Source organism: Actinomycetospora aurantiaca (assembly GCF_037401875.1).
Taxonomy (GTDB): domain Bacteria; phylum Actinomycetota; class Actinomycetes; order Mycobacteriales; family Pseudonocardiaceae; genus Actinomycetospora; species Actinomycetospora aurantiaca.
Window position 1 is genome coordinate 149,380 of record NZ_JBBEGN010000005.1, and the last position, 24,096, is coordinate 173,475.

22 protein-coding genes are annotated in these 24,096 nt (G+C 74.8%); 7 read left to right on the plus strand and 15 right to left on the minus strand.

Features of this window, described 5'->3' with window-relative positions; all coding sequences use genetic code 11:
- Nucleotides 1–14: 14 nt before the first annotated feature.
- Nucleotides 15–800: an electron transfer flavoprotein subunit beta/FixA family protein gene (locus tag WCD74_RS12955; RefSeq protein WP_337695248.1), complete on the minus strand. Its 786-nt coding sequence runs from the start codon at nucleotides 798–800 to the stop codon at nucleotides 15–17.
- A 223-nt stretch (nucleotides 801–1,023) separates the two neighbouring features.
- Between WCD74_RS12955 and WCD74_RS12960 the strand changes: the two genes are divergently transcribed.
- The gene (locus WCD74_RS12960; protein ID WP_286053407.1) at nucleotides 1,024–1,182 is read left to right on the plus strand and encodes a hypothetical protein; all 159 of its coding nucleotides are present in this window, start codon (nucleotides 1,024–1,026) and stop codon (nucleotides 1,180–1,182) included.
- Between the two features lie 22 nt (nucleotides 1,183–1,204).
- On the opposite strand, the gene WCD74_RS12965 is transcribed toward WCD74_RS12960, so the two are convergent.
- The 5 genes from WCD74_RS12965 to WCD74_RS12985 all read right to left on the minus strand — a co-directional run bounded on the left by WCD74_RS12965 (nucleotide 1,205) and on the right by WCD74_RS12985 (nucleotide 6,003).
- Nucleotides 1,205–1,597 carry a hypothetical protein gene (locus tag WCD74_RS12965; protein ID WP_337695249.1) on the minus strand — a complete coding sequence of 131 codons (393 nt, stop codon included), beginning with the start codon at nucleotides 1,595–1,597 and terminating at the stop codon, nucleotides 1,205–1,207.
- A gap of 440 nt (nucleotides 1,598–2,037) precedes the next feature.
- A complete protein-coding gene (locus tag WCD74_RS12970; RefSeq protein ID WP_337695250.1) occupies nucleotides 2,038–2,997 on the minus strand; it encodes an iron-siderophore ABC transporter substrate-binding protein in 960 nt (319 codons plus the stop codon).
- A 32-nt stretch (nucleotides 2,998–3,029) separates the two neighbouring features.
- Nucleotides 3,030–3,893, minus strand: coding sequence for an ABC transporter ATP-binding protein (locus WCD74_RS12975; protein ID WP_337695251.1), 864 nt, complete (start codon nucleotides 3,891–3,893; stop codon nucleotides 3,030–3,032).
- Nucleotides 3,890–4,960, minus strand: coding sequence for a FecCD family ABC transporter permease (locus WCD74_RS12980; protein WP_337695252.1), 1,071 nt, complete (start codon nucleotides 4,958–4,960; stop codon nucleotides 3,890–3,892). Before WCD74_RS12980 ends, WCD74_RS12975 begins: the two co-directional genes overlap by 4 nt.
- Nucleotides 4,957–6,003, minus strand: a complete 1,047-nt coding sequence (locus tag WCD74_RS12985) for a FecCD family ABC transporter permease (protein WP_337695253.1) — start codon at nucleotides 6,001–6,003, stop codon at nucleotides 4,957–4,959. Before WCD74_RS12985 ends, WCD74_RS12980 begins: the two co-directional genes overlap by 4 nt.
- Before the next feature lie 79 nt (nucleotides 6,004–6,082).
- Here WCD74_RS12985 and WCD74_RS12990 point away from each other — a divergent pair, with 79 nt between their 5' ends.
- Complete coding sequence (locus tag WCD74_RS12990) at nucleotides 6,083–6,874, plus strand: class I SAM-dependent methyltransferase (RefSeq protein WP_337695254.1); 792 nt, start codon at nucleotides 6,083–6,085, stop codon at nucleotides 6,872–6,874.
- On the opposite strand, the gene WCD74_RS12995 is transcribed toward WCD74_RS12990, so the two are convergent.
- A complete protein-coding gene (locus WCD74_RS12995) occupies nucleotides 6,822–7,031 on the minus strand; it encodes a hypothetical protein (protein ID WP_337695255.1) in 210 nt (69 codons plus the stop codon). The two genes, WCD74_RS12990 and WCD74_RS12995, sit on opposite strands and share 53 nt — an antisense overlap.
- A gap of 103 nt (nucleotides 7,032–7,134) precedes the next feature.
- On the opposite strand from WCD74_RS12995, the gene WCD74_RS13000 reads away from it, so the two are divergent.
- Entirely contained in the window at nucleotides 7,135–8,640 is a 1,506-nt protein-coding gene (locus tag WCD74_RS13000; RefSeq protein ID WP_337695256.1) for a 1,4-alpha-glucan branching protein domain-containing protein, read from the plus strand.
- Entirely contained in the window at nucleotides 8,637–9,866 is a 1,230-nt protein-coding gene (locus WCD74_RS13005) for a glycosyltransferase family 4 protein (RefSeq protein ID WP_337695257.1), read from the plus strand. Before WCD74_RS13000 ends, WCD74_RS13005 begins: the two co-directional genes overlap by 4 nt.
- A gap of 62 nt (nucleotides 9,867–9,928) precedes the next feature.
- Here WCD74_RS13005 and WCD74_RS13010 read toward each other — a convergent pair whose 3' ends face one another.
- A complete protein-coding gene (locus WCD74_RS13010; RefSeq protein ID WP_337695258.1) occupies nucleotides 9,929–10,642 on the minus strand; it encodes an acyltransferase in 714 nt (237 codons plus the stop codon).
- A 77-nt stretch (nucleotides 10,643–10,719) separates the two neighbouring features.
- Between WCD74_RS13010 and WCD74_RS13015 the strand changes: the two genes are divergently transcribed.
- Together WCD74_RS13015 and WCD74_RS13020 are read left to right on the plus strand one after the other, a co-directional pair.
- Complete coding sequence (locus WCD74_RS13015) at nucleotides 10,720–11,556, plus strand: ribokinase (protein ID WP_337695259.1); 837 nt, start codon at nucleotides 10,720–10,722, stop codon at nucleotides 11,554–11,556.
- Complete coding sequence (locus WCD74_RS13020) at nucleotides 11,553–12,491, plus strand: nucleoside hydrolase (protein WP_337695260.1); 939 nt, start codon at nucleotides 11,553–11,555, stop codon at nucleotides 12,489–12,491. The genes WCD74_RS13015 and WCD74_RS13020 overlap by 4 nt, the downstream gene beginning before the upstream one ends.
- A 3-nt stretch (nucleotides 12,492–12,494) precedes the next feature.
- On the opposite strand, the gene WCD74_RS13025 is transcribed toward WCD74_RS13020, so the two are convergent.
- The 5 genes from WCD74_RS13025 to WCD74_RS13045 are packed head-to-tail and all read right to left on the minus strand — an operon-like array spanning nucleotide 12,495 to nucleotide 16,846.
- A complete protein-coding gene (locus WCD74_RS13025) occupies nucleotides 12,495–13,058 on the minus strand; it encodes a hypothetical protein (RefSeq protein WP_337695261.1) in 564 nt (187 codons plus the stop codon).
- Nucleotides 13,059–13,068: 10 nt separating this feature from the next.
- The gene (locus WCD74_RS13030; protein ID WP_337695262.1) at nucleotides 13,069–14,238 is read right to left on the minus strand and encodes a class I SAM-dependent methyltransferase; all 1,170 of its coding nucleotides are present in this window, start codon (nucleotides 14,236–14,238) and stop codon (nucleotides 13,069–13,071) included.
- Between the two features lies 1 nt (nucleotide 14,239).
- Nucleotides 14,240–15,199 (minus strand): class I SAM-dependent methyltransferase, encoded by a 960-nt coding sequence (locus WCD74_RS13035; protein WP_337695263.1) that lies wholly within the window; start codon nucleotides 15,197–15,199, stop codon nucleotides 14,240–14,242.
- The gene (locus WCD74_RS13040) at nucleotides 15,199–15,978 is read right to left on the minus strand and encodes an enoyl-CoA hydratase/isomerase family protein (protein WP_337695264.1); all 780 of its coding nucleotides are present in this window, start codon (nucleotides 15,976–15,978) and stop codon (nucleotides 15,199–15,201) included. The genes WCD74_RS13035 and WCD74_RS13040 overlap by 1 nt, the downstream gene beginning before the upstream one ends.
- Nucleotides 15,979–16,012: 34 nt before the next feature.
- On the minus strand, nucleotides 16,013–16,846 hold the full coding sequence (locus WCD74_RS13045) for an ABC transporter ATP-binding protein (RefSeq protein WP_373696075.1): 834 nt from the start codon (nucleotides 16,844–16,846) through the stop codon (nucleotides 16,013–16,015).
- A 64-nt stretch (nucleotides 16,847–16,910) separates the two neighbouring features.
- Between WCD74_RS13045 and glgX the strand changes: the two genes are divergently transcribed.
- On the plus strand, nucleotides 16,911–18,953 hold the full coding sequence (glgX, locus tag WCD74_RS13050; RefSeq protein WP_337695266.1) for a glycogen debranching protein GlgX: 2,043 nt from the start codon (nucleotides 16,911–16,913) through the stop codon (nucleotides 18,951–18,953).
- A gap of 59 nt (nucleotides 18,954–19,012) precedes the next feature.
- Here glgX and WCD74_RS13055 read toward each other — a convergent pair whose 3' ends face one another.
- Both WCD74_RS13055 and glgP read right to left on the minus strand, forming a co-directional pair.
- On the minus strand, nucleotides 19,013–19,933 hold the full coding sequence (locus WCD74_RS13055; protein WP_337695267.1) for a DUF559 domain-containing protein: 921 nt from the start codon (nucleotides 19,931–19,933) through the stop codon (nucleotides 19,013–19,015).
- A gap of 186 nt (nucleotides 19,934–20,119) precedes the next feature.
- Nucleotides 20,120–22,651 (minus strand): alpha-glucan family phosphorylase, encoded by a 2,532-nt coding sequence (gene glgP, locus WCD74_RS13060; RefSeq protein ID WP_337695268.1) that lies wholly within the window; start codon nucleotides 22,649–22,651, stop codon nucleotides 20,120–20,122.
- Nucleotides 22,652–24,096 lie beyond the last annotated feature (1,445 nt).

Sequence of the window (24,096 nt, forward strand, 5' to 3'; positions counted from 1 at the left end):
TCGTGGACGGGTGCTCAGATGAGCTTCTGGCCGACGAGGAACTCGGCGATCTTCGCGCCGCCGTCGCCCTCGTCCTCGACCTTCTGACCGCCCGACTTCGGCGGGCGCGGGGCGAAGGAGTCGACCTGCACGAGCGAGCCGGCGAGCCCGACCTCGGAGGCGTCGAGGCCCAGGTCGGAGATGCCGATCGTGTTCACCGGCTTCTTCTTGGCCGCCATGATCCCCTTGAACGAGGGGTAGCGCGGCTCGTTGATCTTCTCGCCGACGCTGACGACGGCGGGCAGCGACGCGGTGACGTCGCAGGTGCCCTCGTCGGTCTCGCGCTTCACCGTGGCGTTGCCGTCGGCGACCGTGAGCTCGTTGGCGTGGGTGAGCGACGGCCAGCCGAGCAGCTCGCCGAGCATGCCGGCCATGGCGCCGCTGCGGCCGTCGGTGGCCTCGTTGCCGGCCAGGACCAGGTCGACGTCGCCGACGGTGCCGATGGCCTTGGCCAGGACCTTGGCGGTGGCCACGGCGTCCGAGCCGTGGATCGCCTCGTCGTTGACGTGCACGGCCTTGTCCGCGCCCATCGACAGCGCCTTGCGGATGGCGTCGGTCGCGCGGTCGGGCCCGGCGGTGAGGATGGTGACCTCGGCGTCGCCGCCGGCCTCCTTGATCTTGAGCGCCTCCTCGACGGCGCGCTCGTTGATCTCGTCCAGCACCGCGTCCGACGACGCGCGGTCGAGGGTCTTGTCGCCGTCGGAGAGCGTGCGCTCCGACCAGGTGTCCGGCACCTGCTTGATCAGTACGACGATGTTCATGGGTCCGCTGTGACCTCCTGTGCGCTGCGGCTGACGCTTGCCCGCCCAGTAACTTACCGACGGGTAACAACGCCACTGACCCGACTGTCCCACGTCGTGGCCCCCGCGGCGACGTGGCGTACCCCTCTCATGTTACCCGCGAGTAGGTAGTAGGGAGCTACTGGCGGGTAACTTGGGGGCGATACGGTGAGGGGGACATATCGGATCTGCCTAGGAGATCGCCGTGCCCGGTCTGTTCAGCAAGGTCTCGGAGTTCCTCAAGAGCCCGCAGGGCCGCAAGTACACCGACCAGGCCAAGCGCTACGCCTCGGACCCGAAGAACCGCGCCAAGGCCCAGGAGATGTTCAAGCGCTTCGGCGGGGGCGGCAAGAAGCAGCCCTGACCCCGACGACCGGGCGCCGCCGTCAGTCCCCCCGGCGGTGGCGCCCGCCCGCGTCGCGGACCGGGTGCGGCACGCGCGTCGGCGCGGACGGCGCGGACGGCAGCGCCAGCGGGGCGCGGGCCGGGGCGATCGCCTTCGGCGCCGGCGCCGAGACCCCGGTGCGGAGCAGCCGGACGAGCGCCTCGTACCACTGCACCAGCAGTGCCCAGGGCGACGGCTGCGGCGGGCGGGACTCCCGGCGACGCCGGGTGACGGCCTCCCGGCACGGACGGCACACGTGCGCGGCGACCGCGCCGAGCGGGGCGGGGTCGACCGTCACGCTGCACAGCGCCATCGGGGGCTGCCCGGTGCGGTTGGCGTGCTCGAGCTCGGTGGCCATGACCGCGTGCTCCGAGCGGTCGGCGCGCGACGTCATCGACAGCGGACGGTCACCGGGGACCGGCGGCGGCCAGGAGCCCCATGCGCCGGCCGGCCGATCTCTGACCGCCGATCGCGCGTCGGTTGCCGTTCGGCGCGCATCGGTGGTCATGGGTCCCATTCTGCGGGCACGAAGGGCGACACGACGGATCGAGCGTGCCGCCCGTGCGGGTGAACTTGGTCGCCTCGCCGACGGCCCGCATGCCGAGTGCGACACACGGCAGGTCAGCGGGCCCCGGAAGCTGCCTGATGGAGCACTCGGCGCGACCAGGGCGTCCCGCGACCCGGCAGTGCGGCGTTCCTGGCGCTCACTGCCGGCAGTGACGCACTGCCGGCACCGGGCCGGTGCGCCCGCCGACCCGACGTTGTGGCCTTTGTGACGTCCAGCGTCAGCATGGCCGCACTGCTGACACCCCGGCACACCCCCCCGGCCGCGACCTACCGCGCCGCCTGGGCCAGCGGCGGGACCATCTGGTCGATCGCGGTCGGCAGCGACAGCGGGCTGGAGAAGCCGACGGCGCCCGCGAACAGCGAGGTCTCGGTGCCCAGGAACGCCACGCGGTTCTGGGCGACCACCGGCAGCGAGTTGAACGTCGGGATCGCCCGCGTCGTGGCCTCGTCGGCGCCGAAGACCGCCAGGACGTCCTTGTTCAGCTCGCCGAGCTGCTCGGTGGACAGCGACGCCGTGGTCGGCGGCACGGCGAAGCCGAGGCCGGCGAAGACCTGGGTGCGGAGGTCGTCGGCGCCCAGGGAGTTGGTCTCCCCCGCCGCGGTCAGGTCGACCGCGATCGTCTTCCCGGCGAACTGCGGGTTGGCGGCCTTCGCGTCCGCGAACTTCTGCTCGACGCCCGCGATCGCCTGTTCGGCCCGCCCCGACTCCCCGAGGGCCTGCCCGGTGATCCGGGTCTGCTCCTGCCACGGCACCGCCACGCCGTCCTGCGGGTCGGCGACGGTCGGCGCGATCCGCGAGAGGGCGTCGTAGTCCGAGCGCTCCATGTAGGAGTAGACGCCCAGGATCAGGTCCGGCCGCAGCGAGGCGATCTTCTCGACGTCGAGCTGGTTCGACCCGACGAGCTCCGGCCGCGCGCCGCCCAGCGCCTGCTGCGCCCACGGCCGGTTGGCGGCGTCGAACGACCCGAGGTTCTCGCGCTGGCCGACCGGCACCACGCCGAGCGCCAGGGCGAAGTCGACGTCGTTGTAGCCGACCGTGACCACCCGGACGGGCTTGGTCGGGATGACGGTCTGACCGAACTTGTGGGTGATCGTCACCGGGAAGCCCGGTGCCGGGGCGGCCGCCGGGGCCGGCTCCGACGACCCGCCTCCGCAGGCCGAGAGCACGAGGGCGGCGACGAGGCCGAGGACGAGTGCTGCGACGGGACGCAGACGGCGGGCACGCATGCAGGGCAGGCTCACCTAAGAAGAGACGAAGGTCAACTGTCCGTAACGTCACGGTCACCGGCACGGCGCTCGCGGCGTCCGATCGGCAGGACGAGCGGCGTCCCGGTCACGGCGTCCGGGACGACCTTCGCCTCGAGCCCGAACACCTCCCGCATCGTCGACTCGGTGAGCACCTCGGCGGGCGTGCCGGACACCACGATCCGCCCCTCGCGCATGGCCACGAGCCGGTCGGCGTAGCGAGCCGCGAGGTTCAGGTCGTGCAGCACCATCACCACCGTCCGCCCGCGTTCGCGGTGCAGGCGGTCGACCAGGTCGAGGACGTCGACCTGGTGGGCGAGGTCGAGGAACGTCGTGGGCTCGTCGAGCAGGAGGACGTCCGTGCCCTGCGCGAGTGCCATCGAGATCCACACGCGCTGCCGCTGGCCGCCGGACAGCGTCTCGAGCGGGCGGTCGGCGAACGCGCTCGTGCCGGTCCACTCCAGCGCCTCGGCGACCACCGCCTCGTCGTCGGGACTCCACTGCCGGAACCACCGCTGGTGCGGGTGCCGCCCGCGCGCGACCAGGTCGGCGACGACGAGCCCCTCCGGCGCGACCGGGTCCTGCGGCAGGACGCCGAGCACCGTCGCGACCTGCTTCGACGGGATCCGGTCGATGCGCTCGCCGTCGAGCAGGACGTGCCCGTGACGCGGGGCGAGCAGCCGGGCCATCGCCCGCAGCAGCGTCGACTTGCCGCAGCCGTTCGGGCCGATCACGGCCGTCACGGTGTTCTCGACGACGTCCAGGTCGAGTCCCGGTTCCCCTCCGTCCGAGCTGCCGGCCCCGACGACGAGCTCCTCGCCGTACCCCACCTGCAGGCCGTCGGCGCGCAGCCGGACCCGGGTCGCGTCGCTGGTCACACGGTCCTCCGTCGCGTCCGTCGGACGAGCAGGTAGAGCAGGTACGGGGCGCCGACGACGACCGTCACGACCCCGACGGGCACGGCCTCGCCGAGCACGGTGCGCGCGACCAGGTCGGCGGCCACCACGAGCACGGCACCGCCCAGCGCGGAGCCCACCAGCGGCGGCCGCGAGCCCCCGCTCAGGCGCAGCATGATCTGCGGGACGACCAGGGCGACGAAGCGGATCGGCCCCGCGCAGGCGGTCGCCACGGCGGCCAGCACCACGGCGACCCCGACGACGCCGGCGCGGGCCCGGTCCACCCGGACCCCGAGGCCCCGCGCGGCCTCGTCGCCGAGCTCGAGCGCGGCGAGGCGGAAGGCGAGCACGATCGCGACCGGGAGCCCGATCACGACGACGAGGCCCGCCGGGACCACGTTCTCCCACGAGCGGCTGGCGAGGGACCCGCGCAGCCAGGTGAGCACCTGCCCGGCCTGCAGCACGTTCGCCGAGACCAGCAGGTAGGTCGTCAGTGACACCGACGCCGAGCTGACCCCGATCCCGACCAGGAGCAGCCGGAACCCGTCCAGGCCCTTGCGGTAGGCGAGGGCGTAGACCAGGGCGGCGGCGACCAGCCCGCCGGAGAGCGCGGCCAGGGGCGTCCCGATCGGCGAGACGGCGAGCCCGGCCACCCCCGCGCCGCCGGTGAGCACCACGGAGGCGACCGCGAACAGGCTGGCCCCGTCGGTCACACCCAGGATGTCCGGGCTGGCCAGGGGGTTCCGGACGACGGCCTGCGTCAGTGCCCCCGCGAGCCCCAGCGCGGCCCCGACGAAGATCCCGGTGAGCGTCCGCGGCAGGCGCAGCTCGGTGACGATGTAGGCGTCCGCGGAGTCGCCGCCGCCGAGCAGGATGCGGACGACCTCCGACACGGGGATCGGGAAGTCGCCGCGGCCGAGGTTCACCGCGGCCAGGACGACCAGGGCCACCAGGGCGACGACCGCCACCGCTGCCGGGCGCCGGCGCCACACCGCCGCGAACGGGCCGACCCGCACGCCGCGCCGCGCCGTCGTCACGACCCCGCTCACAGCCGCGCCGGCTTCCGGCGCCGGACGAGCGCGATGAAGAACGGCGCCCCGACGACCGCCAGGACGATGCCGACCTGCAGTTCCCCGGGCCGGACCACCAGCCGGCCGACGACGTCCGCGACCAGCACGAGGACGCCACCGCCGAGGCCCGCGACGGGCAGCAGCCAGCGGTGGTCGGGGCCGGTGAAGTACCGGGCGACGTGCGGCGCGACCAGGCCGACGAAGGAGATCGGGCCGGTGACCGCGACGGCGGACCCGGCGAGCAGCGTGATCGCAGCGATCCCGACCGCGCGGGCCCGGCCCACGTGGCGCCCGAGGCCCCGGGCGGTGTCCTCCCCGAGCGCGAGCACGTTCAGCGCGGGCGCGTTCGCCGCCGCGAGCACGAGGCCTGCCAGGACGAACAGGGCGATCCGCAGCGCCGCGGCGGAGCCGCGGTCGTCGAGGGCGCCCGCCGACCAGAAGCGGTAGGCGTCGAGCGAGGAGGTGTCGCGCAGCACCAGCGCCGCGGTGGTGGCGATGAGCAGCTCGCTGACGGCGACACCGGCCAGGGCGAGGGTGACCGGGGTCGGGCCACCCGAGCGGCTGCCCCCGAGCGAGGCCAGCGCGAACACCAGGCAGCTCGCGAGGGCCGCGCCGGCGAAGGCGAACCACACCGTGCCGTACAGGCTCGTGATGCCCACGAACTGGATCGCGATGACCAGCAGGAACCCGGCCCCGGCGCTGACCCCGAGCAGCCCCGGGTCGGCCAGCGGGTTGCGGGTGTGGCCCTGCATGAGCGCGCCCGCGACCCCGAGCGCGACCCCCACCAGGGCGCCGAGCAGCGTGCGTGGGATCCGGAGGTCGCGCACGATCGCGACCGACTGGTCGGTGCCGCTTCCGGTCAGCCCCGCCCACACCTGCGCGGGGCTGAGCAGGGCCGCGCCCACCGCCACCGAGAGCACGGCCGCGACGAGCAGCGCGATCACCGCGATCCCGACGACGAGCACGGGGCGGCGGGTGCGTGGGAGACGCGGCGCGCTCGGCGGTGCGGCCACCGTGGTCACCGTGTCGTCCTCCTTCTCGCCTGCTCCTGCTGAGGTGAGCCGAACCTAACCGACGCCCTCCTCGCGGGCGCACCGGAGGATGTCCTCCGTGAGCGAGACCCTGCCGCTGACCGGCGAGCGCACCGTCCCCGGCGTCCCGGCGGAGAATTACTGGTTCCGTCGCCACGAGGCCGTGTACCTGGCCCTGCGGGACGACTGCCGGGACGCCGTCGTGCTGGAGGCCGGGGTCGGCGAGGGGTACGGCGCCGCGCTGCTCGCCGGGACGGCGGCGCGGGTCGTCGGGCTGGAGCTCGAGGCCGCGACCGCGGGTCACGTCCACCGCCGCTACGGGCTCGACGTCGTCCGCGCGGACCTGCAGCGCCTCCCGCTGCCCGACGCGTCGGTCGACGTCGTCGTGACCCTGCAGGTCGTCGAGCACCTCTGGGACCAGCCCGGCTTCCTGCGGGAGTGCGCGCGGGTGCTGCGGCCCGGCGGGCGGCTGCACTGCTCGACCCCGAACCGGCTGACGTTCTCCCCCGGCAACGGGCTCGACGACCGACCGCTCAACCCGTTCCACACCCGCGAGCTGGCGGCGTCGGACCTGGACGAGCTGGTCCGGCGGGCCGGGTTCGAGGCCGTGACGATGCGCGGGCTGCACCACGGGGCACGGCTGCTCGAGCGGGACCGGCGCCACGGCGGGTCGATCGTGGACGCGCAGATCGCGCTCGCTCTGTCGGGCGACCCGTGGCCCGACGCCCTGGCCGAGGACGTCGCCGCGGTCACGGTCGACGAGTTCGACCTGCGCACCGACCACGTCGACGCCGCACTCGACCTGCTGGTCAGCGCGGCAGTGCCGGCTTCGGCTTCCCCTCCCACAGCTCGCCGCCGGTGAGCACGTAGACGAACGGCACCACCGGGACGAGCGCGAGGACGCCCCAGACGATCTTCGCGGTGCCGCTGAGCTCGGGGCGGACGATCAGGTTCAGCCAGACCAGGATGACGGCGATCGGGTGCAGGAAGCACACGAGCAGTTCGGCGATCTTCTTCATCACGCGTCCCTTTCCCCGGGGTGCGCCCGACGGTAGCGAGGAACCGCTGCGTTGAGATCGACTACCCGGCGGTAACGTGCGCGGACCGCCGGGAAGGAGGCCGATGGAGGGCACGTTCTGCCTCGTCCTGCACTCCCACCTGCCCTGGCTGGCCCGCCACGGGTCGTGGCCGGTCGGCGAGGACTGGCTCTACCAGGCGTGGGCGCACTCCTACCTGCCCGTCGTGGACGTGCTGCACCGCCTCGCCGACCGGGGCCACCGCGACGTCCTGACCCTCGGCGTCACCCCCGTGCTCGCCGCCCAGCTCGACCACCCGTACACGCTGCGCGCGATGCACGCCTGGCTCGCCGACTGGCAGCTGCGGGCGCACACCGCCCACCGGGCCCTGCCCGACGTCGCCGTCCGCGAGCACCGGGCGGCGACCGCGGCCCTGGCGACGTTCGAGCGCACCTGGCGCCACGGCGCGTCGCCGGTGTTCCGCTCGCTGTCCGACGACGGCGTCGTCGAGCTACTCGGCGGCCCGGCCACCCACCCCTTCGGCCCGCTGCTGCCCGGCCGGGTGCGGCGGTTCCTGCTCGACGGCGGGATGCGCGACACCACCCGCCGGCTCGGCCGCCGACCCGAGGGCATCTGGGCCCCGGAGTGCGGCTACGCGCCGGGCATGGAGCGCGAGTACGCCGCGGCGGGTGTGCGGCGGTTCCTGGTGGACGGTCCGGCCCTGCACGGCGACACTGCCGCGGCGCACCCGGTCGACGGGTCGGACGTCGTCGCGTTCGGCCGCGACCTCGAGGTCACCTACCGCGTGTGGTCACCGCGGGCCGGCTACCCCGGCGGACCCGACTACCGCGACTTCCACACCTTCGACCACGCCTCCGGCTTCAAGCCGTTCCGGGTCACCGGGAAGCGGGTCGCCGAGAAGGCACCCTACGAGCCCGACCGGGCCGCGGCCGCCGTCGCGAAGGACGCGGCCGACTTCGTCGAGACGGTCGTCGCGCGCCTGCGGCAGGTGCGGCAGCGGCGCGGCCGGCCCGGGCTCGTCGTCGCCGCGTACGACACCGAGCTCTACGGCCACTGGTGGCACGAGGGGCCGGCGTTCCTGGAGGCCGTGCTGACCGCGCTGCCCGAGGCCGGGGTGCACGTGACGACGTTGCGCGGCGCGGTCGAGGCCGGCCACGTGGAGGAGCCGGTGGTGCTCCCGCCGTCGTCGTGGGGGTCGGGCAAGGACTGGCGGGTCTGGGACGGAGCGGCGGTGGCCGACATGGTCGCCGACAACACCGACGTCGCGACGCGCCTGCTCGCGGCCGTCGACGGAGTGCCCCGGCCGACCGGGCGCGACGCGACCCTCGACGCCCTCGCGGTGCAGGCGGCGCTGGCGCTGTCGAGCGACTGGGCGTTCATGGTCACCAAGGACTCCGCCGCGCACTACGCCCGCCGCCGCGCCGCCGAGCACCGCGACCGGGTCCGCGAGCTGACCGACCTGCTGCCCGCGGGACGGCACGCGGAGGCGGCGCGGCGGGCTGCGGCGTTCGCCGCCCAGGACGACCTGTTCGGCCACCTCGACGCCCGCGGGCTGATCGGCGCCCGGAGCCGCGAGCTGGTGCGGGCATGAGGATCCTGCTCGTCTCGTGGGAGTACCCGCCGGTGGTCGTCGGGGGGCTGGGGCGGCACGTCGGGGCGCTGGCGACGCAGCTCGCCGCGCAGGGGCACGACGTCGTCGTCCTGACCCGTCAGCCCACCGGCACGGACGCCTCGACCCACCCGACCACGGACACGGTTCTCGAGGGCGTCCGGGTCCTGCGGGTCGCCGAGGACCCGCCGCACCTGGAGTTCGTCCGGGACCTCGTCGCCTGGACCCTCGCCATGAACCACGCCCTGGTCCGCGCCGCGACCGGCCTGCTGCGCGACTGGCACCCCGAGGTGGTCCACGCCCACGACTGGCTCGTCGCGCACGCCGCGATCACCCTGCGCGAGCTGGCGGAGGTGCCGCTGGTCGCGACGATCCACGCCACCGAGGCCGGCCGGCACGGCGGCTGGCTCTCGCAGACGCTGAACCAGCAGGTGCACTCCGCGGAATGGTGGCTCGCGAACGCCGCGGACGCCGTCATCACGTGCTCGCAGGCGATGCGGACCGAGGTCGCCGACCTGTTCGAGATCGACCCGGCCGGGATCACCGTGCTGCACAACGGGATCGACGCGCGCGGCTGGTCCGGGGTCACGGCACCCACCGCGGGAGCGCCGACGCTGGTCACGTTCGGCCGGCTGGAGTGGGAGAAGGGCATCCAGGACGTGATCGCGGCCCTACCGGCGATCCGGCGGGCCCACCCCGGCACGCGGCTGATGATCGCCGGGTCCGGCTCGCACGCGGGCTGGCTCGCGGCCCGGGCGCGCGAGGCCCGGGTGCGGCGGGCCGTCGTCATGCTGGGCCACGTCGACGACGCGTCGCTCACCCGGCTCCTGGGTTCGGCGTCGGCGGTCGTCCTGCCGTCGCGCTACGAGCCGTTCGGCATCGTCGCGCTGGAGGCCGCGGCAGCGGGCGCGCCCCTCGTGGCGTCGCGGGCCGGCGGGCTCGGCGAGGTCGTCCTCGACGGGGTCACCGGGCTCTCGTTCGACCCGGGCGACGTCGCCGGCTGCGCGACGGCCGTGATCGCCGCGCTCGACGACCCCGCCGCTTCCCGACGGCGGGCCGACGCGGCCCGCGCGCGGTTGGACACCGACTTCGCCTGGCCGACGATCGCCGCGGACACGGTCGCGCTCTACCGCGCGACCCGGCGTCGGGACTCCGCCGAGCCGGGCCGCCCGAAGATCCCGGGCGGGAACGTGTTCGGGCGGACCTGAGTCGGCGAGAGGGCCCTCATCGGGCCGCGACCGGGTGGTCGGGCCCGATGGGGGTCCGCTCGTCACTCCCGGGCGGCCTCCGCGGCAGCCCGCGCCGTCTTGCGGGCGATGTCGGCCAGGGCAGCGCGCTCCGCCGCCGCGGCCTCGTAGTCGGCGACCCGGTCGCGGACGACCCGGGCCGGGGCCCCGACGGCGACCGCGTAGTCCGGGACGATGCCCTTGACCACCGCGTGGGCGCCCAGGACGCAGCCCTTCCCCACCGTCGCCCCGCGCAGCACCGACACCTTCGTCCCGATCCACGTCTCCGGGCCGATCCGCACCGGGGACTTGACGATGCCCTGGTCCTTGATGGGCACGTGGATGTCCTCGTAGCGGTGGTCGAAGTCGGTGACGTAGATCCAGTCCGCGAGCAGGGTGGCGTCGCCGAACTCGACGTCGAGATAGCAGTTGATCGTGTTGTCGGCGCCGAACACGGCCTTGTCGCCGATGCGCAGCGACCCCTCGTGGCACCGGATCTTCGTCCGGTCGCCGATGTGCGTGAACCGGCCGATCTCGAGGCGGCCCAGGCCCGGCCGGCACTCCAGCGAGACGTCCTTGCCGAGGAACACCATGCCGCGCAGCACGATGTGCGGCGCGCGCAGCCGCACCTTGAGGATCCGCCAGTAGCGCACCAGGTACCAGGGGGTCCACGCGCGGTGGCGCACGATCCAGCGCAGCGTCGCCAGGGAGACGAGGCGCGCCTGTTCCGGGTCGTCCCGGGTCGCCCAACTGCCCACCGGTGGAGGGTACTGGGGAGGATGTGGCGGTGATTTCGCCCGGGAGACGCAGCGAAGCGGAGCTCGACCATCTGACGGTGACCGTCGTCGGCAGCGTGAACCTGGATCTCGTCGCCCGCGTGGCACGCCTGCCCTCCCCCGGCGAGACGTTGACGGCCCACGGCGTCACCCGCCATCCCGGCGGGAAGGGCGCCAACCAGGCGCTCGCGTGCCGGCGGCTGGGCGCGACGGTGCGGCTGGTCGGCGCGGTGGGTGCGGATCCGCTGGCCGACGAGGCGCTGGCGCTGCTGCGCGCCGAGGGGGTGGAGCTCTCGGCGGTGACGGAGGTCGACGCCCCCACCGGGACGGCGATGATCCAGGTCGACGACGACGGCGAGACCACGATCGTCATCGACGCCGGCGCGAACGGCCTCGTGTCGTTCTCCGACAGCCGGGGCACGGACGTCGTCATGACCGTCCTCGAGGTCCCCGACGACGCCGTCGCCGCCGCGATGGCCGCGCCCGGCTTCACCGTCCTGAACGCCGCCCCGGCCCGGGACGTGCCCGAGGAGGTCCTGCGCACGGTGGACCTCCTGAGCGTCAACGCCGACGAGCACGCCCTGCTCTCGCGGACCGCGGACCTCGACGCGCTCCCCGCCGTCGCCGTCACGCGCGGCGCGCAGGGGGCGTCGCTGTACCGCCACGGGGTCGAGACCGCGACCGCCGAGCCGCCGCCGGTGGAGGCGGTCGACGGCACGGCCGCCGGCGACGCGTTCACGGCCGCGCTCGCCCTGGCGCTGGTCGAGGGCCTTCCCGACGACGAGGCGCTGGCGCGGGCCTGCGCCGTCGGGGCCCTCACCACCACCCGCGTCGGTGCCCAGCCCGCCCTGCCGACCGCATCCGACCTCGACGCCTTCCTGGAGGACCACGCATGACCCCGCTGATCGTCGACACCGACCCCGGCGTCGACGACGCCTTCGCGCTGGCCGTCGCGTGCCGGGCGCCGGAGGTCGACCTGCTCGCCGTCACGACCGTGCACGGCAACGTCGGCGTCGAGCAGACCACCGAGAACGCGCGCCGGCTGCTCGGCACCTTCGAGCGGCCGGACGTGCCGGTCGGTCGCGGCGCGGACCGGCCGCTGGTCCACCTGCTCGACCGGCGCGCCGACGACGTCCACGGCGACGACGGGCTGGGCGGGAAGTCGCTCGACTTCGGCCCGCCGGTGGAGGAGTCGCCGCGGCGGGCGGTGGAGCTGATGATCTCCGCCCTCGAGGCGGCGACGGAGCCGGTGACGATCGCCGCCATCGGGCCGTACACGAACCTCGCGACCCTGCTCTCCGCGCGGCCGGACCTGGAGTCGAGGATCGGCCGGTTCGTGCTGATGGGCGGGTCGATCGCCTACGGCGGGAACGTCACCGCGGCCGCCGAGTTCAACGTGTGGGGCGATCCCGAGGCAGCACGGCGTGTCCTGGCCGGCTCGCGGGTCCCGACGACGCTCGTGCCCCTCGACCTGACGATGCGCGTCACGCTCTCCGACGCCTGGCTGGACGACCTCGCGCAGGCCTCGCCGCTCGGTGCCGCGCTGTCGTCGACCCGGGACGCCTATCTCGCGGTGTACGCGGCCCGGTTCGGAACGCCGGCGATCCCGGTGCACGACGCGGTCGCGGTCCTGGAGGCGATCGTCCCGGGCACGCTGCGGACGATGCCGATGCCGGTGGACGTCGACACCTCGTCCGGTCCCGGCCGCGGCGCGACGATCGGCGACATGCGCGGGTCGGAGGCCGTGGAGCTGGGACGCCCGGTCGACGTGGCGCTGGACGCGGACGCGACCTTCATCCGGGCGGAGCTGCGCCGGCGGCTGATCGCCTGACGGTCACTGCTCCCCGGTGCTCACGTCGTAGTAGCCGACGACGCCCGTGCAGCCGTGGCGGGCGAACTCGGCCTCGTCGTCCAGGCCGGCCGGGTCGACCGCGGCCACGGCCCGCAGGTCCCGGTCGACGAGCGTGTCGAGGGCCCGCCACCGCGCGGTGGGCTCCTCCTCGTCACCGGCGTCGAGGGCCCGCCGGACCACGGCCGCCTGCTCGGCCACCCCCGTCGTCGGGAACGCGCGGGCGGCCAGGTCGGCGGCCCAGAGGACGTCCTCGACGTGGTAGCCCACCCAGCGGCGGCGCCGCGCGATCGGCCCGAGGCTCGGCCACCGCTTGCGAGCGGCCTGCCGGGAGTGCCCGGTCACCGTCGCCAGGTCGGCGAGGCTCGCCCCGAGCCACGCCGCGGTCTCGGCGGCGGCGACCGTCCGGGCGGCGGCCCGTGCCCGCACGGCCGCCTCGTCCTCCAGCGCCGCGTGGACCGCGGCGAGGGCCTCGTGCCGGCGGCGCTGCTCGTTCCCGCGGTCGTCCGGCTTCGGACCGGGGTCGGCGACTGACAACTTCTGGTTCACATGCAGGAGCCTAGCGCTGTGAACCTGGAGTTGTCACGGTCTCGCACACGAAGGCCCGCGCGCCCCGACCCACCCGGGCGAGCACGACGGCCGCCGCGCACGGCCCGGCGAGCTTGAGCTTCGGTCGGAGGCGGTCCGGCTCGACGTCCACGCCTCGCACCAGGATCTCGACCCGCCCCACCTCCCGCCGGCGCAGCGTCTGCCGCAGGGTCTTCTCGCTGAACGGCCCGTGCTCGAGCACGCGGAAGGCCCTCGTTCCCGACGGCGGGCGTGGTCCGGTGAGGTAGGCCAGGTGCGGGTCGAGCTGGGCGAGGCCGTGCCGGGCGGCGTAGTGGCGCACCAGTCCGGCGCGGACGACGGCGCCGTCGGGGTCGACCAGCCACTGGTCGACGTCGGTCACGGGGCAGGTGTCGTCGTCGAGATCGGTCACCTCGTAGCCGCCGCCCGACGACCGCAGCACCGTGGCCCGCCGCCGTGGCCCGCCGCCGGGCACGAGCCCGGCCGACCACAGCGCCGCCTCGCGCACGCCGCCGTCGAGCGACACCAGCTCGACCTCCCGCGCCCACGGCACCAGCGCGAAGTCCAGGCCCGGGGCGGTCGAGACGACGAGGTCGGGACCCGGCAGCGAGGCCGGCGGCGGGGTCATCTCGTCGGGGCGCCGGACGCGGCGGCCCGACGCGGTCCGCCGGGCCGGGTCCGCGACCACCACGGCGTGGCGCGTGACCGGAGCCCGCGCGTCCGCCCGCACCAGCCACGCGCCCGGCACGTTGGCCCGTGCCATCGCCAGGCGCACCGGGTCGAGGTCGGAGCCGACGACGCGGTCGAGCACTCCGGAGAGCGCGGCCACCTCGACGCCGACCGAGCACGTCACGTCGTGCACCACGCGCCCGTCGGCCACCACCGCCGCGAGCCGTCGCGCCCGGTGCTCGGCGACCGGCAGTGCGGTCGCCTGCTCCAGCGCGTCCGCCGTCCACAGCCAGTCGTCCGGCAGACGCCCGGACGCGCGAGAACGCAGCAGCGCCGTCTCCAGCAGGGCCGCCGCGCGCTCCTCCCCCACGAGACGGCGTGCCGCCGCCACGTCGCGCAGCGGGTCCCCGCCGGGGACGAACGCCGCCAGCGCCGCGCGCCCCGCACCCGACGTCAGGAACCCGACGTCGGGGACGGAGAACGCGAACGGCACGTCAGAGCGCGACGGCCGGCGCCGGCTTCACTCCGGTGACCAGCGCGTTGTAGAACAGCCCGCGCGGGACGACCCGCGAGAGCACGTGCTCGTCGAGCCACGACAACCGCTGCCAGGACCGGTAGGCGAACATCGCCCACGGGAACCCGAGCTTCTCCGGCGGGACGGCCGCCTCGAAGGTCCGCACCGGCCAGCCGAACAGGGCCGCGGCGAACTCCTCGGTCACGCACCGCACGTCGACCGCCCCGGCCGCGATCGCGAACCGCTCCAGCCGGGCCGGGTCGAACGTGTGCTGGTCGACGACCGCCTCCAGCGCCGCCGCCCGCGACGACTCGTCCAGCTCCGCCTGCGGCCGCCGCCAGCCCTGCAGCGGGCCCAGCTTCGTCAGGGTGGTCGTGGCCCACCAGGTCGCCTGACCGAGCTTGCGGGCGTACAGGTCGCCGATCGTGGTCGGCTCCCCCGCGAACACGAACCGCCCACCGGGCCTGAGCACGCGGAGGATCTCGCGGAACGCCTGGTCGAGATCCGGGATGTGGTGCAGCACGGCGTGCCCGACGACGAGGTCGACCGACGCGTCCGGCATCGGGATCGTCTCGGCATCGGCGACCTTGCCGTCCACGTCGAGCCCGAGGCCCTCCGCGTTGCGCACGGCCACCTCGACCATGCCCGGGGACAGGTCGGTGACGGTGCCCTTCCGAGCGATCCCGCCCTGCATGAGGTTGAGCAGGAAGAACCCGGTGCCGCTGCCGATCTCGAGGGCGTGCTCGTAGGTCTCGTCGCCCGGGGAGACCGCACGGAAGCGCCCGACGGCGAAGGAGATGCAGCGCTCGTCGTACGAGATCGACCACTTCTCGTCGTACGTGCCCGCCTCCCAGTCGTGGTAGAGGACGTTGGCGAGCTTGGGGTCGTTCCGCGCGGCGTCGACCTCGGCCTGGGTCGGGTGGGCGTTCGGGGCGGCCATCAGCGACCCAGGAACTGGGCCTTGCCGGGCCCGTTCTCGACGAAGCTGCGCATGCCGATGACCTGGTCCTCGGTGCCGAAGAGCGCGGCGAAGACCTCGGACTCGAAGTCCAGGCCGTCGCGCAGGTCCATGCCGAGCCCGCGGTCGATCGCGTTCTTGGCCGCGGCGAGCGCGCGCGTCGGGCCGTTGGCGAACTGCTCGGCCCACGCCCGGGCACGGGTGTAGACCTCGTCCGGCGCCACGACCTCGTCGACGATCCCCAGCTCCAGCGCCTCGGGCATCTTGACGAAGCGCCCGGAGAAGATCAGGTCCTTGGCCTTCGCCGGGCCGATCAGGCGCGCGAGCCGCTGCGTCCCGCCGCCGCCCGGGATGATGCCGAGCAGGATCTCCGGCAGGCCGACCGTGGCGTTGTCGCCCGCGATCCGCCGGTCGCACGAGAGCGCGATCTCGAACCCGCCGCCGAGCGCGTAGCCGGTCAGCGCGCACACCGTGGGCTTCGGGATCTCGGAGACCGCGCCGAAGCCGTGGGAGAGCTCGCGGGAGCGGGCCGCCATCTGGGCGTACGTGAGGTCGGCCATCTCCTTGACGTCCGCGCCGGCCGCGAGGACCTTCTCGCCGCCATAGACGATCACCGCGCGCACGTCCTCGCGCTGCGCCGCCTCGGAGGCGATCTGCGCCAGCTCGATGTTGACCTGCCGGTTCACCGCGTTCATCGGCGGGCGGTCCAGGCGGATGGTGCCGATGCCGCCCTCGACCTCGAGGCGCACGAACTCCGTCACGTCACAGCTCCTTCGATTCGAGTCGGGCCGGAGACTATCGCCGGTACGCCGTGAACCGGCCGCGCCGGCTCAGCAGCTCCAGCGGCTGGTCGAACGCGGCCGACAGGTTCTCCGAGGTCATCACGTCGTCGAGCAGGCCCTGCGCGACGATCCCGCCCTCGCGCAGCAGCATGCCGTGCGTGAACCCCGGCGGGATCTCCTCGACGTGGTGGGTGACCATCACCATCGTCGGGCCGTCCGGGTCCGCGGCCAGCGCGGTCAGGCCGGCCACCAGGTCCTCGCGGCCGCCGAGGTCGAGCCCGGAGGCCGGCTCGTCGAGCAGCAGCAGCTCCGGGTCGGTCATGAGCGCCCGCGCGAGCAGCGTGCGCTGGCGCTCGCCCGACGACAGCGTCCCGAAGGTCCGGTCGGCCAGCGGCAGGGCGCCGAGCACCTCGAGCATCGCCTCCGCACGCCCGTCGTCGACCGCGTCGTAGGTCTCCCGCCACGTCCCGAGCACGCCGTACCCGGCGCTGCGCACCACGTCGCGCACCACCTCGTCGCCGGGCACCCGACCCGACAGCGCCGCCGACGCGAGCCCGATCCGTTCCCGCAGCTCGAACACGTTCACCCGGCCCATCCGCTCGCCGAGCAGGTCGACCGTCCCCACCGTCGGGTGCATCTCGGCGGCCGCCAGCCGCAGCAGCGTGGTCTTCCCGGCGCCGTTCGGGCCGATGACCACCCAGCGCTCGTCGACCTCGACGGTCCAGTCGATCCCCGTCACCAGCGTGTTCCCGCCGCGACGGACCCCGACCCCGCGCAGGCGCACGATCTCGTCGGCGTGCGGGCGGTCGTCGGTGGCGGGAACCGGGTCAGCGCTCACAGTGGCCATCCTCTCCGATCGGGTCGGCGCGAGGACGGATGGGGACGGGTCCGCATCGGGCACCATCACCCCCATGCGCACCACAGCAGAGCGGGGCGTGCAGCTCGGTGACGACGGGGTCCTGTCGGTCGCCGTTCCCGCCACCACCACCGCCGAGGCCGTCGAGGTGTGCCTGCTCGAGGGCACCTGGGAGTCCGGTCGACGGGTCGAGCTCGTTCCCGACGACGGGGGCTGGTGGCGCGGGCAGGTCCCGGACGTCGCCCCCGGCACCGGGTACGGCCTGCGGGTCCACGGTCCGTGGTCACCCGCGAAGGGCCTGCGCACGAACCCCGCGAAGCTGCTCGTCGACCCCTGGGCCCGCCGGGTCGACGGCCGGTTCACCTCGCTCGGGGCCGCCCTGCCGTACGCCGACGGGGACGCCTTCTCCGCGTCCGCGTCCACCACCGACTCGGCCGGCTCCGTGCCCTACGCGCTGGTGCCGGAGTCCGCACCTGCCGTCGGGAAGGAGTTCTCCCGCGTCCCGTGGGCGGACACGGTGATCTACGAGACCCACGTGCGCGACCTCACGATGCGCCACCCCGAGGTCCCCGCCGAGCTGCGCGGCACCTACGGCGGGGTGGCGCACCCGGCCGTGGTCGAGCACCTGATCGGCCTCGGGGTGACGACCGTGGAGCTGCTGCCGGTGTTCGCGAACGCCGCGGAGCCGTCGCTGATGGCCCGGGGCGCGAGCAACCACTGGGGCTACTCGACGCTGGCCTACCTCGCGCCGGAGCCGCGCTACGCCGCCGTCCGGGGCCAGGAGATCGCCGAGTTCCGGGCGATGGTGGACGCCCTGCACGCCGCGGGGCTGGAGCTGATGCTGGACGTGGTGTTCAACCACTCCTGCGAGGGCGGGGTGGACGGGCCGTCGCTGTCGTGGCGGGGGCTGGACGCGCCGTCGTGGTACCAGCTCGGTCCCGAGGGCCGCGACATCGACTTCACCGGCTGCGGCAACACGTTCGACGCCGGGTCCCCGCTGGTCTCCGACCTGGTCCTGGACTGCCTGCGCTACTGGGTCACCGAGATGGGCGTCGACGGCTTCCGCTTCGACCTGGCGTCCACGCTGGGCCGGCCGGGCGGGTCGGGCTTCTCGCGCGACGCGCCGCTGCTCGCCGCGATGGCGGCCGACGACGTGCTCTCCGGGGTGAAGCTGGTCGCGGAGCCGTGGGACGCGACCGGCGAGGGCTACCAGGTCGGCGGCTTCGGCCGGGAGTGGGCGGAGTGGAACGGCCGCTACCGCGACGGCGTGCGCGACTTCTGGCGCGGGCACGGCCCGGTCTCGGAGATCGTGACGCGCCTCGCGGGCTCGTCGGACATCTACTGGCCGCGCCGGGGCCCTGCCTCGTCGGTCAACCTCGTGACGGCGCACGACGGGTTCACCCTGGCCGACCTGGTCTCGTACGACCACAAGCACAACGAGGCCAACGGCGAGGACAACCGCGACGGCACCGACGACAACCGCTCCTGGAACTGCGGCGCCGAGGGACCGTCCGACGACCCGGACGTGCTGGAGCTGCGCGCCCGCCAGGTGCGGAACCTGCTCGCCACCCTCGGGCTCTCCGCCGGCACCCCGATGTTGCTGGGCGGCGACGAGCTGGGGCACACCCAGCACGGGAACAACAACGCCTACTGCCTCGACGACGAGACGTCGTGGCGGGACTGGTCCGGGATCGGGGACCTGTCGGCCTTCGTGGCCCGGGTGTTCGCGCTGCGGCGTGCTGTCCCCGAGCTCCGTCGCGACGACTTCTTCTACGGCCACTCCGACCTGCCCGACGGCGAGGTCCCGGACATCGTGTGGCTCTCCGAGACCTCCCGCGAGCTCGGCGCCGAGGACTGGGGCCACCACCGGGAGACGCTGGTCGTCCGGATCGGGTCGACCTCCCCGGTGCTGCTGGTGCTGCACGCCGGGGCGGGCGACGTCGACATCGAACTGCCCGGGTGGCTCGGCGACACCACGTGGGCCCCCGAGCTCACCTCCGGCACCCCGGACGGCACCCCGTCGTCGGTGGAGTCATCGGAGGCCGGCGCCTCGGTGACCGTCCCGCCGCACACGTTCCTGGTGTTCCGCTCGGTGTAGGCCTCTCGGTCCGGGTCAGTGGCGCCGTGCAGCGGCAGGTGCGCGCGGTGCCACTGACGTCAGAGTCCGGCGCGCTCGGCCAGCGCTTCGCGGACCGTGCGCACGAACTGCTCGGGGCGTTCCTTGAGCTCGTGCCAGTTCGTGCGGATCACCACCCAGCCGGCGAGCACGAGCGCGTTCTGCCGCTCGGAGTCGTGCAGGAAGGCGCGCAGATCGCGGTGGTAGGCCCACCCGTCGACCTCGACGAGGATCCGTCGGTCGACGAAGGCGAGGTCGAGCAGGGCGGGTCCGTGCCGTGGGAGCACGACGCGGTGGTCGGCGACCCACCCCGTGATGCCGGCGCGCCGCAGTGCTCCATGGGCCAACCGTTCGGCCTCCGACCGTGCGCCTCCCGCGGCCAGGGCGAGCAGCGCGGTGCAGACGGCGGCCCCGTACCGACGCCGGCTGCGACCGTGCACCTCCTGGAGCGCGTCGAGAGTCACCAGGCCCTTCTGCAGGACCCGGTCCATGAGCTTCGCCCCGGCGATCAGCCCCAGGGCGGCCACGGCGGCGAGGACGGTGGCGGCACGCTTGGTGACGAACAGTCCGTCGACGGCCACGCGATCCCCGGGAGGCACGGCTCGCCGGAGCACCGTCACCCCGGGTCGTGGACGCGGTTGGTTCCGCTGGGCGACGGCGATCTCCACCTCGGTCGGAGCCACGTCCACCATGCGCCACCAGTAGGCGGCGGACCGGCCGACGAGCGTGGCGTCCGCGCCGAGGGACAGCATCGCGATCCGGATGCGTGCCCGGGGCGTCAACGGGTGGTCGGTCGCGCGCAGCACCCCGTGTGCGGGGCGCTCCCACTCGCCGCGGCGGATTTTCCCGGCGATCGCCGCCCGCGTGTAGCCCGCCCGCTTCGCCTGCTCGACGGTCGCCACGCCGTCCTGGTCCCGCATCTGCGCCCGCAGCCGCGCGGCGCCGGTCTGACTGGTCCTCACACGGGTACCGACGCACCCCGGCCCGCATCGGCTCCCGGTTCCTGGCCGGGCGACCGAAGTCAGTGGCACCGCGCCCACCTGCGGCTGCATCGTGCCACTGACTTCGCCGCGCCTGCGGGCCGCTTCGAGCGATCTCGCCCCGACGACGGGCCCGGGCACCCCGGGACCCGTCGTCGGGAAGGGGATCTACGCCGGGAGGACGACCTTGCCCAGCTCCACCGGGGACGCGAGCAGTTCGTGCGCCGGGAGGACGCGGACGGTGTAGCCCAGCACGCCCGCGTGCGGGAGGGCCACGGTCGCCTCGAAGGTCTGCGTGTCCCCCGCCGAGCCGACCGTCGCCATCGGCGCCACGACCGCCCCGGAGATCTCGTCGGACTCGTCCGCCCGCCCGACGACGGCCTGGACCAGCACGTCGGAGGCGTCCAGGCCGCCGAGGTCCACCGTCGCGCGGACAGTCATGGGCGCGCCGAGCACCGGGGTGTCCGCGGCACCGGAGACGTCGACCTCCGCCACCCGCACCGACGGCCACGACGCGTCCAGGCGGGCGCGGAACTCGGCGAGCTCCTTGGCCCCGGCGTACCCGTCGGTGGCGACGCGCCGGGCGGCGCGTGCCGCGGGGGCGTACCAGTCGGTGACGTAGTCGGTGACCATCCGCGAGGCCTGCACCTTCGGCGACAGGGTCGCGAGGGTGTGGCGGACGAGCGCGGTCCAGCGGTCCGGGACGCCGTCGGCGCCGCGGTCGTAGAACAGCGGCGCGACCTGCGTGGACATCAGGTCGTAGAGGGCGGCGGCCTCGATGTCGTCGCGGCGGTCGGGGTCGTCGACGCCGTCGGCGGTGGGGATCGACCAGCCGTTGCGGCCGTCGTAGAGCTCGTCCCACCAGCCGTCGCGCACCGACAGGTTCAGCCCGCCGTTGAGCGCGGACTTCATGCCGGAGGTCCCGCACGCCTCGAGCGGGCGCAGCGGGTTGTTGAGCCAGACGTCGCAGCCCCAGTAGAGGTAGCGGGCCATCGACATGTCGTAGTCCGGGAGGAACACGATGCGGTGCCGGATGGCCGGGTCGTCGGCGAACCGGACCATCTCCTGGATGAGCCGCTTGCCGGAGTCGTCGGCCGGGTGCGACTTGCCGGCGATCACCAGCTGCACCGGGCGCTCCGGGTCGAGCAGCATCGACCGCAGCCGCTCCTGGTCGCGCAGCATCAGGGTGAGCCGCTTGTAGGTCGGCACGCGGCGGGCGAAGCCGATCGTGAGGACGTTCGGGTCGAACACGCGCTCGGTCCAGCCCAGCTCCGGCTCGGAGGCGCCGCGGTCGAGCCAGGACGCCTTCACCCGCCGTCGCACCTCGGACACCAGGCGCGCCCGCAGCGTGCCGCGGACCTCCCAGAGCAGGGAGTCCGACACCCCGAACAGCTCCGGTCCGGAGCCCGCGGCCGCCGCACCCGCCGTCAGGCCGACCATCTCGCGGGCGGTCCAGGTGGGGCCGTGCACGCCGTTGGTCACCGAGCCGATCGGCACCTCGGGCGCGTCGAACCCGCCCCACAGCGAGGAGAACATCCCGCGGGAGACCTCGCCGTGCAGCTGCGAGACGCCGTTGGAGCGCTGGGCCAGGCGCAGGCCCATGTGCGCCATGTTGAACATCTCCGGGTCGGACTCCCGGCCCAGCGCGAGCACCCGCTCGGTGGGGATGCCCGGCAGCAGGTCGCCGGAGAAGTAGTGCTCGACGAGCCCGATCGGGAACCGGTCGATGCCCGCGGGCACCGGGGTGTGCGTGGTGAACACGGTGCCGGCGCGGACCGCGGCCAGGGCCTGGTCGACGTCGAGCCCGGAGCCGGTCACCAGCTCGCGCATCCGCTCCAGGCCCAGGAAGCCGGCGTGGCCCTCGTTGGTGTGGAAGACCTCGGGCGCCGCGTGGCCGGTGGCGCCGCAGTAGGCGCGGACGGCCCGCACCCCGCCGATCCCGACGAGGATCTCCTGGCGGATGCGGTGCTCGGAGTCGCCGCCGTAGAGCCGGTCGGTGATGTGGCGCAGGTCGGCGTCGTTGTCCTCGATGTCGGCGTCGAGCAGCAGCAGCGGCACGCGCCCGACCGACGCGACCCAGATCCGCGCCCGCAGCACCCGGCCCTCGGGCACGGCCACGTGCACGAGCAGCGGGGCGCCGTCGGAGCCGGTGAGCAGGTGCAGCGGCAGGCCCTGCGGGTCGAGCGCCGGGTACTGCTCCTGCTGCCAGCCGTCCAGCGACAGCGACTGCCGGAAGTAGCCGGACCGGTAGAGCAGCCCGACCGCGATCAGGGGCACCCCGAGGTCGGAGGCCGCCTTGAGGTGGTCGCCGGCGAGGATGCCCAGGCCGCCCGAGTAGTTCGGCAGCACCTCCGAGACGCCGAACTCCATCGAGAAGTAGCCGATCCCGGCGGGCAGCTCCTGCTTGCCCTGGTACCAGCGCGGCTCGCTCAGGTAGGCGCGGAGATCCTCGGCGACCTCCCCCACCCGTGCGACGAACCGCTCGTCGGCGGCGAGCTCGGCGAGCCGGGCCGGGCCCACCTCCCCGAGCAGCCGGACGGGGTCGCCGCCGGTGGACCGCCAGGCCGCCTCGTCGACCGAGGCGAAGAGGTCCTGCGTCGGACCGTGCCAGGTCCAGCGCAGGTTCGTCGCGAGGTCCTGGAGGGGCGCGAGCGCGGCCGGCAACTGGGCACGGACGGAGAAACGACGTAGTGCTCTCACGGGGGGAAGCCTAGGCAAACGCTTCGGACGCGCCGTCATCGCCCATCGCGGCTGGATCGATTCGCTGGCTACCCTGCGTCGCGTGAGCGTGCTGGGGAGATGGTGGGCGTCCGGACGACGTCCCGAGGGCGAGAACGACGAGGCCGGGACGGAGGCGTCCGAGGCGGCGCCACCCCGGCGCAGCGAGCCGTGGAGCGGCCGGTTCCGGGCGATCGTCACCGGCCGTCGGACGGGCGAGTTCCCCGTTCCCGACGGCGGGTCGGGCCCGTCGGGGGCGCCGCAGCCCGAGCCGGCCGAGCCGGCCACCGGCTCCGACGGCGCGGCCGCCGCGGAGGACCTGCCCCCGCGTTACGACCCGCGCGAGCACCCGGCACCCACCCGACGACGCCCGTGGGGCTCGGCCGGGGAGGTGGAGCTCGGCCCGCCGCCGCCCCCGGATGCCGCGGTCAACCCCGGCACCCCGTCCGGCCCGATCCCGGTACCCGGCCGGTCGGACCGCGTCCGGCGCGGTCACGACGGCGGGTCGCTCGAGGCCTCGATCGCCGGCGGGCCGACCGTCCCCTCCACGCCGGTCCCGCCCGCCCCGGCCGCGCCCGCGTGGTCGCGCTCCACCCAGACCGGCGGCTTCCGGGCGGTCGTGCCGCCGTGGCGTCGCCCGGTCGTCCCGCAGGGCGGCCCCGACCCCGCCGGCGACGCGGACGAGTCACCCACCGCGCTCACCCCCCGGCCCGCCGCGGCGAGCGCATCGAAACCGGTCGGTTCGGGTAGGGCGACGGGCATGAGTTCGTCGTCCGCCGATCGGCCGACCACCGAGCACGGGGCCCCGCCCTTCGGCGTCCCGGGCCGCCACGCCCGCACCGACGTCCCGCCCGCCGCCGCCCCCGGGGGGCCGGTCGACGACGATCCCGTCACCACCCCGGCCGCGGACGGCAGCGGCATCGACCTCGGTCGCCGCGGCCCCGCCGACGAGCCGCTCGACGAGCCCGTCACCTCCCCCACCGCCGACGGCTCCGGGTTCGACCTCGGGCGGCGCGGCGCCGACGGCGAGCCCCTCGACGGCCCGGCCGGCGAGCCCCTGGACCTGCCCGCCGACCCCGAGTGGGCGCCGGTCACCGCCGAGAGCGACACCACGCAGGTCCCGGACCCCGCCGACCTGTCTGACGTCGCACTCGACGACACCCCCGACGACAGCCGCGCCGCCGACGAGCCCGTGACCTCTCCGGCCGCCGACGGCTCCGGCCTCGCCCTCGGCGCGGTCGCGGCCGGTGCGGCCGCCGGGACCGCCGCGGCGGTCGGCCGGGACGACGAGCCCGTCGCTGACGCCGAATGGGCGCCGGTCACCGCCGAGAGCGACACCACGCAGGTCCCGGACCCCGCCGGCCTGCCGGACGTCGCACTCGACGAGCCCCCCACCGACACCCCCGCCGACGACACCCCCGCCGTCG